Below are 13480 nucleotides of genomic sequence, written 5' to 3'. Positions count from 1 at the left end.
GCGCGCGCTCATGCCGCTCTCGGGACGACGATCGACAGAGGGTTCCAGAGATCGATGGGGTTCAGGCATCCGGCTAGCAAGCTAGCATCCGTGCGTGCGCTTGAACGGAAATGGGTCCGGCCTGCACACCGGACACGTGGGGGATGTAAGCAAAGAAGCCGATTGGTCACCGACTGCAGCGAGGATGGTCCCATGCTTCCAGACCTGCTCCGTCCAGACCTCGACGTTGTCTTCTGCGGTACGGCGGTTTCATCCGCCTCGGCGGACCTCGGCCATTACTACGCCGGGCGCGGCAACAAGTTCTGGCAACTGCTGTTTGACGCTGGTTTCACTCCGTCCCTTCTGACGCCCGCGGAGGATGCCACCGTGTTGGACTATGGGATCGGTATCACCGACTTGGTCAAGGATCGCGCTCAGAGTCATGACCGTGGCCTCGACTTCGGGTACTCGACGGCCGTGGCGCGAGAACTCATCAGTCAAGCTCCGAGGTGGGTGGCATTCAATGGACTCACAGCAGGGCGTTCGGCGGGCCGAGAGCTCCGCCTCAGCTCTGGCAAGACCGTTAGATTGGGGGAGCAGCCGTGGAGGATCGGGACGAGTCGGGTTTTCGTGTTGCCGAGCAGCAGCGGCGCTTTCGCCGCAATGCGCTACGCAGAGAAACTTGAGTGGTGGACGCAACTTCGTCGTGACGTCTATTAGATGTGCGAGGGCTGACTACCCTGCCTCGCGGCTCATCCTCTGCACACTGCCGGCGCCGCTTCGGGATCACCCGAGGAGTTCCTTACCTGTGACGGACGGGCTTGAGTCAGCCCCCCTCGCGCCGAAGTGGGCTCGACGGTGGCATAGAGTCGGATACGTGAAGGGGGCACGCGCGTCGCAGCTGGCAGGGCTGACGATGCTGGTGGCATTAGCGGTGGCCGGCTGCGACCCCGTCGCCACCGATCGGGCGGGTCCGAAAGTCGCAGAGTCCACCGCTTTCGTGGACGGCGACACGATTGGGACCACCGCGGGCATCGTCCGGATCATCGGGATCGACACCCCCGAACGCGGAGAATGCGGCCACGACGAAGCATCGTCCACCATCGCCGGCCTGCTGACGGTCGGCGACCCGCTAACCCTCACGTTGCCCGAGGGGCAGAACGACCGCGACCGGTACGACCGGCTCCTCCGCCACGTCATCACCTCCGACGGCGTCGATCGACCTTGGCCTGGCGCAACTGCAGGCGGGCAACGCGATCGCACGCTTCGACTCCACCGACGGCTGCCCCCACCACCCCCAAGAAGCGGCCTACCACGCCGCTCAGATCGCCGAGGCCGGCACGGACGGCGCAGTGATCACCACGTCCTGCCAGGCTAGGCCGCAAGCCAGCATCGCCCCACTGACCGGGGGCCAGGGCGTCGCGGTGGGTGCTGAGGTGCCGTGGTGGAGGCAGCACTCGTCCTGCACCAAGCTGAAGAATAACGCCCTCGGTCACCCGACCGGACCCTTCCGCGCCGGCAATCCCGCCGAGGCAGAGATCTACAACTGGTTCGCCCACGGCACCGGCCACCGCGGCGACGGCGACGGCCTCGCCTGCGAGTAGCGCCCCTCCCCCCCTCGCTATCGTCCCGTTCGCCTCCGGAGCGCCGCCTCATGCTGTCCGGCCCATTGCACCGCGCCACGGCCACAAACTCGACCTCGCAGAGCTGGGCAGGAGTTATCGCAAGAGGATCAGTCGGGCCTTCGTATGTTGAGGTACGCGCTGGTTGCGTCAGAGGTTTGCGCGTCAAGGTCGAGGCGGTCAATTGCATGCTGGATGAGCAGAAGGGCTTCGTTCCGAGAATCCCGAATCTGGTCGGCGCGCCGCTGCACCTTGGCCTCCAGCACCGGGGCCTCCACCGCACTCTGGACCGCCCTTTCAGCTGCCAGTGCTCTGTCGACGGAGGTCGACAGAGCACTGAGGGCGGCGGCGATTCCATTTGAGATCTCGTAGCGCCCGTCATATGTGGCGGCCAGGGAGCGCAGCGCGGCTCGGGCATCGTCACGGCTCGGACCCCGGAGTTGCTCGACTCGATTACCCACGCTTTCGAAGGCGCCCGCCAGCGTATGGATCGTGGTGGCCTGGTGGTCGTTGAGTGGATGGAGAAGATGGTGGCGGATCGCCAGGGCAGTGAAGTAGCTGGTGTTCCTGAACTCGCGTTCGGTCTTGAGCAGGCGGTTCGTTAAGGCATCGATCTCCCGGGGTCCGACTGCTCCTGGTGCCGACAAAGCGGACGTGAGCTTCATCACACCTGCAGCGACGATAGGGAGGGCGATGATCCAGGCAAGGTTCTGGGTGAAGATGGCCGCGCCGAAAATTGCCACGGTCGCGGCCATACCCGTGGACAGCCTCTCGTCTTCGGTTCCCGTCAACCGCCTCCTCAGCTTGGCAAGTCGAGCGGCCTTGTGCGCGGCCTCAGCGGTGAAGCCCTCCTCATAGGTCCAAGCGAATAGCCGCTCGGCCTTGGAGCCTTCGCCGACCCATAGAAGTGCGCCCCAATTATGCTCCGCGACGACCTGGATAGCCCAGAGTGTAGACGCCGGTGAGGTGCCACTGAAGCCCGCCGGGGACGCTTGTGGAGGACTGGTCGTTGAGCACCATAGTGAACCGCACTGGGTTTGATGGAGACTCGCCTACTTGATCCCGACCAACTGTTGATGGTCGGTTGGTTCAGCATAGAACGCGTTCTCGAACTCGGCGGGTGGTAGGTCGCCGAGGTATCCGTGAAGGCGTGTTGGTGCTGTGCCAGTTCACCCATCCGAGGGTCGCGAGCTCGAGGTCCCCGACGCTTTTCCATGGACCGGACCGGGCGGGCCCGCAGGCCAGTTCGGTCTTGTCGTAGCCGTTGACTGTCACGGCCAGAGCGTTGTCGAACGAGTCGCCGACGGTCCGATCGACGGGGTTGCGCCGATCTCCGCGAGTCGCTCGCCGTAGCGGATGGAGGTGACCTGGCTGCCCGCGTCGCTGTGACAACGCAGATCGCCGTGGTGATGGCCCCTGGGCCAGCGGGCCATCTCGATCGCGTCGAGGACCATCTCGGTGCGCATGTGTGGAGTAACCCGCCAGCCGACGATCATCCTCGAGAACGGCGTCGATGATGAAGCACACGTAGGCGACACCGGCCCAGGTCGGCACGAACGTGAGGTCGGTGACCCACAACCGGTTCGGTGCCGTGGCGGTGAACTCCCGCTTCACCAGGTCCGGGTGGCGTGAGGCCACAGGATCCCGCCGAGTCGTGGTCACCCGCTTCGAACGTCGGGCACCCTCGATCCCCGCAGCCCGCATCAGCCGGGAGGTCTGATCCCGCCGATCCCGATGCCTGCCCGCACCGCGGTCTTCCACATCTTCGGAGCTCCGTAAACGCGGTAGTTCGCCTCCGAGAGCTCCACCAGCCGAGGACTCAGCTCGTCATCGCGGTGATCGACGGCGGCCGCCCGCTGATGTTCGGGCCGGCTACTCGGAGGCCGAGGAAGGTCCCCCGGGTCGAGCCGGCAGTAGGGCTCGCGGCGAGCCGAACGCGGCGCGCCATCTGTAGTCGACCCGGTCCACAGCCCGGCTTCGCGCGAGTGGGTACATCGTGTTCGGCCGCCGGTTGGCCTGCGACACCACGCCGCTGCGAGGCGCGGGATCTCGAATCTCCTGGGTCAACAGCCGGATCCGCTTCTCATCTCGCGGAGATCCACGTTCTCCGCCGTCGTGGTAAGGCTTCCGTGCACCGCGGCGACACTGGTGGCGCCTATCAACCAGGCAGGGTGACCGCGGCCCCGCGCCCTTTCCGGCTCCCCATCGTGTCCTGCCGCGAGATGGCCCGGTGACGGGGGGTGAGTTTCTCGATCCTAGTCAGAGCCGTGTCCCCGAGGTTCTTGAGGGTCTGCGGGGTGGGTGGGGGGTAGGGAAAGGGGGATGTGGGGACGCGAGGTTCTGCGGTGTGAACCTACGCGAGAGGACCCCGAGATGAGCGTGCGCGCCGCCTTGAACATCGACCACCTCCTGGATGCCGCGGACGAGCATTGGGAGGTGTGGACGATCGGTGAGCCGGTGTTGTCGCGGTTCGGGTCGTGCCGTGATGTGGCGACGTGGCGGGGCGAGGCTGAGTGGCGTGAGGATCGGGAGGTTCTGCTGGCTCTGGGCCGGTTGACTCGGCTCGATGACTCTCGGGTGGACGCCACCGCGGTGCTGGTGCATCTGCTTCTGCCGGCGTGTGAGGCAGTGGTGGCGACCCGTTCCCGCAACACGCAGGACGCGCGGCATGTAGAGGACGTGGCGGCCGGTTATCTGTGGGCTGAGGTGGCTGAGTATCCGTGGGATGACCCGTTGAAGGGATGGATCCCGCAAGGTGTGGCTCGACGGGTCGGACGTGCGTTGGATCGGGAGTTCGGCTGGGGGCAGTCGGCCGAGCGGGTGTGGCGTGAACGGGCTGCGGTCGTTCCGGAGGTGTTGGAGCGGATCGCACGGGACCAGGACCGGGACTCGTTGAAGAGCAGCGACGTGTACTGGTGGGCGTTGAGCGAGGCCGGGCTGAGCCGTGAGGACATGGACCTGCTGGTGGCGCTGGCGGTGACCGCGACCGATGACGGGATCGCGGCGCGGGGGAGCGCTGGCCTGACGGCCCGGGCAGCGTGTCTGCAGGTGGTGGGACCGGGGCACACCGCGGACCAGGTGCAGTACCGCGCCAGGAAGGCTCTGGGGGTGCTCCGGGCCGCGGCCCGCAACGGTGCTGCCGCCTGATGATCCGCCCCTCGACTGCGGACACATTCATCAAGCGCCGAGTTCCAGAGTGCCTGAGTATGTCGACGCGCTGGCCGGTGCGGGTGCGGGTTCTTGGGTGTCAAGACGGTCGGAAGGGACGTGGCGGTCATGTCGGATGACGAGACGCAGCAGCTCATTGTTGTGGCGAAGGGCGAGGCGGAGGCCTGTGATCAGCTGGTGCTCTGGTCCCAGCGGCTACGGCAGGCGCTGGACGCGCGTCGGCGCCTGCTGGAGATTCCCCCGGCTCGCCTGAAGTCGGCCTTGGAGCGCAAGTGACAGTCACCGGCTTCTCCCTGGCCGAACTGCGCGCCGCGTACGCGGCCCTCCAGGAGGGCACCTTCACCACCACCACCCGCAGCGAGCCAGCAGCGAACACCCCCAGAGACGGGGCTGTGACGGCGACGCTGAGCACCACTGCGGCGGTGGCGGTGGTCGGTGTGGCTGGGGGCGTCGGCGCGACGGTGGTGGCGTTGGCTGTGGCTGAAGCGCTCGGTGCTTCACGCCTGGTGGAGTTCAGCGCTCCTGGCCTGTCAGGGTTGGCGGCCGCGTCGTCGGCCGAACTCGGCACTCGGCAGGGCTGGATCATCGGCTCTCGCGGCGGCGTACAGCTGCAACGGCGCGCCGACCCGGGTGCGGTGATGCTCCCCGCGTCCGAGGCGGACGGGCTCACGGTCATGGACCTGGGACTGTGGCCAGACGACCTGGCCGCCACCCGGCCGGGGGTGCTGGTGGCGGTGGCCGCTTGCTCGGTGCCGAGCGTGAGGCGCCTCGAGGCGCGCCTGGACCAGCTCGAATCCTCCTTTGACGTGGTGCCGGTGATCACAGCGGTGACGGGGCGCTCGCTGCCGAAGCCCGTCTGTGGCGTCCTCGGGCCCTCTATCAGGCGTGCGACTGCGGCTGGGCGGCTGGTGCTGGTGCCGGAGTGTTCGAGTCTTCGGGTCGGTGGGGTCACCGCCGATCCGCTTCCGCGTCGGCTGCAGTCCGCGGTCGGCGTCATCGCGTCGCGTGTGAAGGAACTGTCATGATCGTTCAATTCGCTGCCATGGCCAGATCGGTGGGTGGGTTTTTGCCTGCGGAGGGGCGCGGGATGGTGTGCCCGGTCGCCCCGTCGGGAGCGCAGGTGCTGGTGGATGAGTTCCTGGGCTGGTTCTCCTGGGCATTGGTGTGGGTGGCATTCCCCGCGGGCGTCCTGGCCGCGGTGGCGGCGGTGATCCTGGGCAAGGTGTTCTCGATGCCGCACGTGTCGAAGGGCGGCCTGATCGGGGTGTTCGTCGTCCTCGGCGCCGCCCTGCTCTATCTCGTGATCCCGGGCATCCTGTCGGGATTCCTCGGCGACGGCTGCGTCACCCGCTAGTCATGATCAGGCCCGATCGCGCGTACCTGACCCTGCTGGCCGGCGTCACGTTGGTGGGGCTGGTACTGCTCTCCGGCCTGGGGTTCGCCGTCTACTTCGCCGTTGCCGATGACCCAACCACCCGCACGAGGGATCAGGTCGTCGACTTGCTGCCGGCTGGCGAGGTCTCCGTGCGCGATGAGATCGCAGCCGCCCCGATGCTGGCGGTGTCGCGGTCGGATGCGACGGGCGGCACCCCTGCCCTCGGTCAGCTGCCGACGATCGACATCCCCCTGGTGGACCAGATCGGTGCGGAGGGGATCCCGACGGGCTACCCGAAGACGCCGGAGGGTGCGGTGGGGCAGTTGGGGGAGATCCTGGTCTCCGTCCTCGGGTCGATGGACCTGGCCCATGTGCAGCGGGTGCAGCAGTCCTGGTTCGAGGACCCGACGGGCTCGGCGGGGTCGTGGCCGGTGTTGGGATTGATCCAATCGTTCCTGACCGCCGGGAGAATGCCGGCAGGTCTGGAGACGGGGGCTTCGCTGACCGTGATCCCGTCGGCCGGTCAGGTGAAGGGCTCCGACGGCGACAACTGGCATGTGGTGTGTGTGTTGGTGGAGATCACCTACACGTTCCGCGACCAGGCCCGCTTGGCCTACGGGCACTGCGAACGGATGACCTGGATCGATGGCCGGTGGGTCATCGCCGAGGGAGCGCATCCGGTGCCGGGGCCGTCTACGTGGCCGGGCACCGAACTCGCCCTCAAAGCTGGCTGGCTCACGTGGCGGGACGCCTGAGATGTGGGAGCAGATCGGGGAGATGTTCGGCGACCTGGCCGCAGCCGGTGGTCAGATAGTGGTGGATGCGTGGGTGGCGATCTGCCTGGCGGTGTGGGGCGCTGGGTTGTGGGTGATGCGCGCGATCCTGCAGCTCGGGGACTGGTTCCTCACCCCCAACCTCAACCCTGACGAGTCGTCGGCGCTGTGGTCGGTCTACGGCGTCACCCTCTGGCTCGGCCTCTCGCTGGCCCTGATGCTGCTGATCGTGCAGCTGGTCGGCACCGTCCTCCGCCGAGACGCCCTCTCCCTCGGCGGTGCGATCTTCGGTGCGGTGAAGTTTCTGCTGGTGTGCACGCTCTGGTACACCTACGGCGCCGCGCTGGTGACTGCCGTCGAGGGCCTCAACACGGCACTGCGCATCCAGCTGCTGGGCACAGCGGATCTGGCCGAGTGGGAGCCGACGGGTCTGGACTTCACCGAAGGGGTGATGACCGCCACGACGGCCACGGTGTTGCTGTTGCTGGGGTTGGTGCTGTGGCTGGCCGCGTTGGCGCATCTGGTGGTGATGCTGGGCCGGGCGGTGTCGCTGATCGTGATCGCCGCCACCGCCCCGATCGCCGCAGCCGGACTGATGTTCAAGCCGTTCGAATCATGGTTCTGGAAGGCGTTTCGCTGGTTCCACGCCGCCGCCATCGCACCACTGCTGATGACCCTGATGCTGGGGTTGGGGGTGCAGCTCGCCACCGGCGTCTCTCTCGGTTTGGAGGACTCTGCACAGGAAGCCGTGGCGCTGGCGCTGCCATCCGTGGTGATGATCGCCGTCGCGGCCCTCTCCCCGGTGGCCCTGTTCCGGCTGCTGGCCTTCGTGGACCCGGGCACCACCAGCGGCGCCTCGTTCCGCGCCGGCCTGGCCGGCACCACCGGCGCCTCCTCGGCCGCCGGCCACGCCCACACCACCGTGACTCGCAGCAGCGGAGGTGGTGGGGGAAGTGGGGGAGTGGTTGGTGCGGGGGAGTCCGCCACGGCGAGCCGTGCGGCCGCGGCACAGAGCTCCAGCCTCACCCCTGGCGCAGCCGGGGGAGCTGCGGCGAGCGGCGGCGCTGGTGGGTCCGCCGCTGGTGCGGCTGGTGCTGGTGGCGCGGCCGCGGGTGGTGCTTCTGCCGGTGGCGCTGCTGCCACGGGGGCTGTTGCTGGGGTGGGTGCCGTGGCTGGTCCGGTGGGGGTGGTGGCGGCGGGGGTGATCCTCGGCGCGAAGAAGCTCGTCGACGGGTTCCAGCAGGTCGGCGCCCGCGCCACGGGCCTGGTCAACGACACCACCTCCGGCATGGGGGCCGGGGACCCGTCCTACCCGTACGACCCGGCCGGCGACATCCGCCGCGCACCTCATCCAGCGCAGCCTCATCCGTCGCAGGTGGGTGCCGCGACGACATCAACCCAGCCGCAGCGTGCGGCGCAGCCACCTGTGGCTGTGAGAGAAGCGGAGGACCACAATGGCGGCACGAACCTTTGACGCGTTCACCACCCCGAAGGCCGGCGTGATCTGGGGCCTGACTGTCCCCCAGCTGCTGTTCCTGTCGGTGGCGACGTTCCCGGCGTGGATGGCGATCAGCTCACAGCGTTGGCTGGCCGGGGTGGCGTGGGTGCCGGTGTGGCTGCTGCTGCTGTTCCTCACCGTCGTCCCCCTCGGCGGCCGCCCCGCCGTCGGCTGGCTCGTCGCCGCCGCCGCGTTCGCCATCGCCGGCCTGAACGGTTGGCTCACCTTCCGATCGAAGGCCGCCACAGGCACCCTCCGCGACCTGGACGAGCTCGACATGCCCGGAGCCCTGACCGGCGTCGAAGTCCTCGACGGCCCACCGGTGGGCCTGGCCCAGCGTCGGATCGCGGTGATCAAGCACCGCGCGGCGCGGACGTGGGCGATTACCGCCCGGATCGAGCATGACGGGATCGCGATGGCCACCGACGCCCTGTGTAACCGGTACGCCGACGGGCTGACTGAGCTGCTGGACGCCGCGGCGCGGGGGGAGTTGATCTCAGAGGTCCACCTGATGGTGCGCACCACACCGGATGACTGCACGGAGCGGGAACTGTGGCTGCGCGCCAACCTCACCGTGGATGCGCCCGTCACCTCGGTGGCCACGCAGATCGAGCACCTGCGCTGGTCCCAGGCAGGGGTCCGCACCGAAGCATTCATCACCCTCGTCATCCCCGACAACCGGCTTAGCCGCGAGGCCAGACACATGGGCGGCGCCACCGACGGCCGGATGAACACCCTCCTCTCCCTGGCCGCCGAGATCGGAGCAGTGGTCACCGGCCCCATGGGCGCACGCGACATCGAATGGCTCACCTCGCCGGAGCTCGCCCAGGTGGTCCGTCTCGGGTTCGCCCCCGGCGACCGCGCCGGCCTCGTTGCCGCCGCCCACGACGCCAACGCAGACGCTTCGGTCAACGCTTCCGTGCCGTGGGCGTTGGCCGGCCCGTCCCAGGCGTACACCGCTGTTCGGCATTATGCGCATGATGCGTGGGCGACGGTCACTTCGACGGTGAAGCTTCCCGAGCGTGGCGCGACGATGGGCGGCTGGGGACACGTCCTGGCCCCCAGCGAGGCTGTGGAGCGGCGGAGTGTGTCGGTCGTTTTCCCGATCGAGAAGCAGTCGGCCGCGGATCGGAAGGCGGCGCAGCAGGAGTTCGGTCAGAGCCTCGGTCAGGGGTTGAAGGACCGGCTCGGGGTCCGCAGCGGCGCCAAGGACCACCGCCGGCAGGCGAAACTGGACCGGGTCGAGGTGCAGCTCGCGATGGGCGCCACCATGAGCCACCCCTACGCGCTCTGCTCGGTCACCGTCCCCGCGACGGCTCCGGTGGCAGAGTTCGGCCGCCGGCTGGAGGCGGCGATCCGCCGCGGCGGCATGGCCCCGCAGCGCCTCGACATGTCCCAGGACCTGGCCTTCGTCACCGCCACCCTCCCGCTGGGGGTCAGCCTCACCACCAGGCACCAGTGATGGCCCGCAGCATCAACCGCCTGCTCGCGGACTTCGGCCACGACCTCCCCACGAGACCCTCACCAGAGCAGCCAAAGCCTGCCCGCGAGTTCACCTCCGCCCCGTCCTGGCGCGGGAAGCCGGCCGTGGGGGCGGGGTGGGTGGCGTCTCGGCCTGCGGTGAAGCGGTACCAGATGACCTCCGACCAGGCCGGGGTGTTCTGGCCCTTCCTCACCGCCAGCCCTTTACCGCCGACGGGGGCGGCGATGGGTACCGACATGAGCAACGGTGCCACCTTCTACGTCGACCCCCACGGCTGGGTCCTCAACGACTCGATACCGGTCACCAATCCGAACATCTTCGTGTTCGGGAAACCCGGCCGAGGGAAATCCGCGTGGGTGAAGGCCTTCTTGAATCGCATGTTCGCGTTCGGGTACCAGGCGTTGATCCTGGGGGATCCGAAGGACGAGTACGAGCTGATGTGCCGCCACTTCGGCGTCGAACCCTTCGCCATCGGCCCCGGCATGCCCACCCGCCTCAACCCCCTCGACCCCGGACCGCTGGCCACCAACTGGGGACACCTCGACCGCGATGAGCAGGAGCGGCGTTCTGCGGTCATCTTCGGCCGCTGGCTGGTCCTGCTGCGTTCGCTGATCGGGTCTCAGAGTGTGGGGGAGGGGAAGGTCGCGGTGGGGCCGACGGAGGAGCAGGTCCTGAAAGCCGTCCTCCACGAGCTGACCCACGCCAACACCGATTCGCGCGAGCTGCGGCCGATCGTGATCCCGCAGGTGTGGCATCAACTCCACTCACCCAGCGACCACCTGATCGCCGAGCTGCGCTACCCGGACCGGCACACGTTCCTCGACGACACGAGACTGCTGCGGGACGCGGTGGCGCAGCTGATCTCGGGTGTGTTCGCAGGCATCTTCGATGCTCCCACCACCGTGGCCATCGACTGGACTGCGCCGATCCAATCCCTGTCGCTGTCGAGGCTGATGCCATTGGGTGACGACGCCGTCGGCATGGCGCTGATGTGTCTCAACTCCTGGGGCACCGCCATGCGCCAAGTCTCCGGCCGGCGCAGAATCAACGTCCGCGACGAGGTCTGGCGACAACTCCGCCTCGGCACCGGCGCCGTGTCCTCCTTCGACGCCGACCTGCGCCTGTCACGCTCGCATGGCGATATTGAGATCGCCAACGCCCACAAACCCTCCGACTACCTGGGTGCGGGGCATGCCGGGTCGCAGGCGCAGCAGATCGCCAAAGACCTCCTCCACCTCGGCGACATCAAGGTCCTCTTCGGCCAGGACGCCGAGGTCGCCGACGACCTGGAGCAACTCCTCGACCTCGGCCCGATCGCCCGCGACATCGTCACCGCCTGGGCCATGGGCGGCAAAGGCCGAGCCCTCATCGCAGTAGGCCCCCGCCTCCACAAGGTCGCTCTGACCCTCCACCCCGACCTCGAGCAGCCCCTGACCGACACCAACCAGAAACTCCACACCTGATGCTCAAGGCACTGATCGCGATCGGGGCGGCGCTCACGCTGCCGTTGGCACCGGTGATCGTCTTCGCCGGAGCACTGGCCGGACCCCAGAACCAAACCCAGTCAGTCAGCGCCACCTGCGCAGGATGGGCCGGTGAAACCCCCACCAGCGTGGAGCTCGACCCGGGGCAGATGAACTCGGCCGCCATCATCTACGCGGCCGCCCTCGACACTGGTGTTGGTGCGGCGGGGGCGGTGGTGGGGATCGCGACCGCGATGCAGGAATCCGCCCTCGGCGCCCACCCCGCCGCGCAGACCCCCAACTCGGATGGGGATGTCGGGTTGTTCCAGCAACGCTCCCTGGTCGGCTGGTACGCCGACGGCACCACCCAACACGAGAACCTCCAGATTTTGGCCGACGACGCCTACCAGGCCCGCACCTTCTACCTCGGTCACACCACCCTGACCGGCTGGCACATCCCGGGCCTCGCGGACATCGACGGCTGGCAGCACCTGTCGGTCGCCCAGGCGGCGCAGAAGGTGCAGGTGTCGGCCTATCCCGACGCCTACGCCAAACATGAAGGCCTGGCCCGCACACTCGTCGCACTGTTCGCCGGCCAACCAGCCGGCCTCGTCAACTGCGGAACCCTCGACGGAGACCTGGATTGTGCACCGACCGGGATGCCGTCTGAGCAGGGTCAGACCCCCGACGCGCTGCGGGTGATGCGCTGCATCCATCAGAGGTGGCCGCAGATCAGGTCGCTGCTCGGTGTCAGGCCCGGCGACCCGAAAGATCACGGTTCGGGTCGCGCGGTCGACGTGATGATCCCCAACTACTTCTCCCCAGCAGGAATCGCCCTCGGCGCGGAGGTCGCGGAATGGGCCCGGACCAACGCCACCGCACTCGGCGTCACCTATGTGATCTGGCGCGAACACCTCTGGTCCGTCGCACGCGCCGACGAGGGCTGGCGACGCTGCGGCCGGACGGCCTCCTGCTACACCGGCCCCGACCCGTCCGCCGCGCATCTGGACCACGTCCACATCTCCGTCCACGGCAACCAAGGAACCGGCACCACCAACATCGGATCAGGTGCTGTGGTGTTGCCCGTCGACCAGTACCGCCTCACCTCCCGCTTCGGCGACACCGGACCCCGATGGAAGAAGGCCCACACCGGACTCGACTTCGCCGCCCCCACAGGCACCCCCATCAAAGCTGTCACCGATGGCACCATCACCCGCACCGGCCCCGCCGGCGCCTACGGCAACCTCACCACCCTCACCACCGCCGATGGCACCGTCATCTATTACGCCCACCAATCCACCATCACCGTCACCGTTGGCCGACGCGTCTCCGCCGGCACCGTCATCGGAAAGGTCGGCGCCACCGGGAACGTGACCGGACCCCACCTCCACCTGGAGGTCCGTGTCGGGGGCATTCCCGCCGATCCTGACCGCTGGTTCCGCACCCGAGGAATCACCCCATGACCCCACCCCCCACCCGCCTCCTCACCGCAGTGCTCGCCGCGCTGCTGCTCGCCGGCTGCAGCGACACGCCGACACAGGCACCCACCCCACACACGACCACGCCCGCTTCCCACCCAGTCACTTCGCCGGCATCGGTGGGGGAGAGCGACCCAGCCGAGGGCTGGGTGGGCGTCGGCGAACTCGACACCACCCCGTCGCCGGTGGAGGCGCATCCCCACGAGCCGCCCGAGGATGTCCAGGTCGTGGCGGCGGTCTCCGCGGCCACCGCGTTCGTCGTCGGCTGGTTGACCGCCGACCAGCAGCTCCGGCGTGAGCGTCTCGAGGGTGTGGCAGCAGGGGCGCTGATCGCCGCCTTCGACGACCCCCGCTTCACCCCCGCCGCCGGCATCCAGCACGGCCCAGTCCATGTGGTCGAAGTCGATCCGATGCAGATCATCACCCGCCACCGCCTCGACACCGGTGACGTCGTCGACGTCACCCTGATCCTCGACCCCGACAGCACGCATGGCTGGATCGCCATCGCCATCACCACCTGACAAGCCCACCCAACCGACAGCGGCGGGCGGGTGGGCGCTCCGCTCGAAGGGCAGCCGATGGTAGGTATCCCGGCCCCGCACCGGCCGGGTAACGTGCTGCACACACCCAAAGCGGTGTCG

General features: G+C 68.3%; 13 protein-coding genes and 1 pseudogene. 12 read left to right on the top strand and 2 right to left on the bottom strand.

Translation table 11 applies throughout. The annotated features are described in order from the left end of the window. Window positions 1–192: 192 nt before the first annotated feature. Both BCR15_RS14030 and BCR15_RS14800 read left to right on the top strand, forming a co-directional pair. Entirely contained in the window at window positions 193–699 is a 507-nt protein-coding gene (locus BCR15_RS14030; RefSeq protein ID WP_068752834.1) for a mismatch-specific DNA-glycosylase, read from the top strand. A 632-nt stretch (window positions 700–1331) separates the two neighbouring features. Next, window positions 1332–1583, top strand: a complete 252-nt coding sequence (locus BCR15_RS14800; protein WP_141680159.1) for a hypothetical protein — start codon at window positions 1332–1334, stop codon at window positions 1581–1583. 128 nt (window positions 1584–1711) lie between these two features. Here BCR15_RS14800 and BCR15_RS14025 read toward each other — a convergent pair whose 3' ends face one another. Beyond that, the gene (locus tag BCR15_RS14025; RefSeq protein WP_141680158.1) at window positions 1712–2356 is read right to left on the bottom strand and encodes a hypothetical protein; all 645 of its coding nucleotides are present in this window, start codon (window positions 2354–2356) and stop codon (window positions 1712–1714) included. A 297-nt stretch (window positions 2357–2653) separates the two neighbouring features. Beyond that, window positions 2654–3436 (bottom strand): annotated as a pseudogene (locus tag BCR15_RS14020) (IS3 family transposase); the annotation flags it as partial. Between the two features lie 538 nt (window positions 3437–3974). On the opposite strand from BCR15_RS14020, the gene BCR15_RS14015 reads away from it, so the two are divergent. The 10 genes from BCR15_RS14015 to BCR15_RS13975 all read left to right on the top strand — a co-directional run bounded on the left by BCR15_RS14015 (window position 3975) and on the right by BCR15_RS13975 (window position 13360). Then, on the top strand, window positions 3975–4748 hold the full coding sequence (locus BCR15_RS14015; RefSeq protein ID WP_068752832.1) for a hypothetical protein: 774 nt from the start codon (window positions 3975–3977) through the stop codon (window positions 4746–4748). Window positions 4749–4877: 129 nt separating this feature from the next. Continuing rightward, window positions 4878–5045: a hypothetical protein gene (locus BCR15_RS15025; protein ID WP_176715257.1), complete on the top strand. Its 168-nt coding sequence runs from the start codon at window positions 4878–4880 to the stop codon at window positions 5043–5045. Continuing rightward, window positions 5042–5794, top strand: a complete 753-nt coding sequence (locus BCR15_RS14010; RefSeq protein WP_068752831.1) for a hypothetical protein — start codon at window positions 5042–5044, stop codon at window positions 5792–5794. Before BCR15_RS15025 ends, BCR15_RS14010 begins: the two co-directional genes overlap by 4 nt. Next, on the top strand, window positions 5791–6123 hold the full coding sequence (locus BCR15_RS14795) for a hypothetical protein (protein WP_141680157.1): 333 nt from the start codon (window positions 5791–5793) through the stop codon (window positions 6121–6123). The genes BCR15_RS14010 and BCR15_RS14795 overlap by 4 nt, the downstream gene beginning before the upstream one ends. 2 nt (window positions 6124–6125) lie before the next feature. Next, window positions 6126–6899: a hypothetical protein gene (locus tag BCR15_RS14000; RefSeq protein ID WP_068752830.1), complete on the top strand. Its 774-nt coding sequence runs from the start codon at window positions 6126–6128 to the stop codon at window positions 6897–6899. Window position 6900: 1 nt separating this feature from the next. Continuing rightward, window positions 6901–8391 carry a hypothetical protein gene (locus tag BCR15_RS13995; protein ID WP_068752829.1) on the top strand — a complete coding sequence of 497 codons (1491 nt, stop codon included), beginning with the start codon at window positions 6901–6903 and terminating at the stop codon, window positions 8389–8391. Further along, entirely contained in the window at window positions 8372–9877 is a 1506-nt protein-coding gene (locus tag BCR15_RS13990) for an SCO6880 family protein (protein WP_068752828.1), read from the top strand. Before BCR15_RS13995 ends, BCR15_RS13990 begins: the two co-directional genes overlap by 20 nt. Then, entirely contained in the window at window positions 9877–11361 is a 1485-nt protein-coding gene (locus tag BCR15_RS13985; protein WP_068752827.1) for a putative type IV secretion/conjugal transfer ATPase, read from the top strand. Before BCR15_RS13990 ends, BCR15_RS13985 begins: the two co-directional genes overlap by 1 nt. Beyond that, window positions 11361–12824, top strand: a complete 1464-nt coding sequence (locus BCR15_RS15170; RefSeq protein WP_068752826.1) for a M23 family metallopeptidase — start codon at window positions 11361–11363, stop codon at window positions 12822–12824. The genes BCR15_RS13985 and BCR15_RS15170 overlap by 1 nt, the downstream gene beginning before the upstream one ends. After that, window positions 12821–13360, top strand: coding sequence for a hypothetical protein (locus BCR15_RS13975; protein WP_068752825.1), 540 nt, complete (start codon window positions 12821–12823; stop codon window positions 13358–13360). Before BCR15_RS15170 ends, BCR15_RS13975 begins: the two co-directional genes overlap by 4 nt. Window positions 13361–13480: the final 120 nt, after the last annotated feature.

It is taken from the genome of Tessaracoccus lapidicaptus (assembly GCF_001693815.1).
Taxonomy (GTDB): Bacteria; Actinomycetota; Actinomycetes; order Propionibacteriales; family Propionibacteriaceae; genus Arachnia; species Arachnia lapidicapta.
This window is presented reverse-complemented; position numbering and strand designations above follow the sequence as displayed.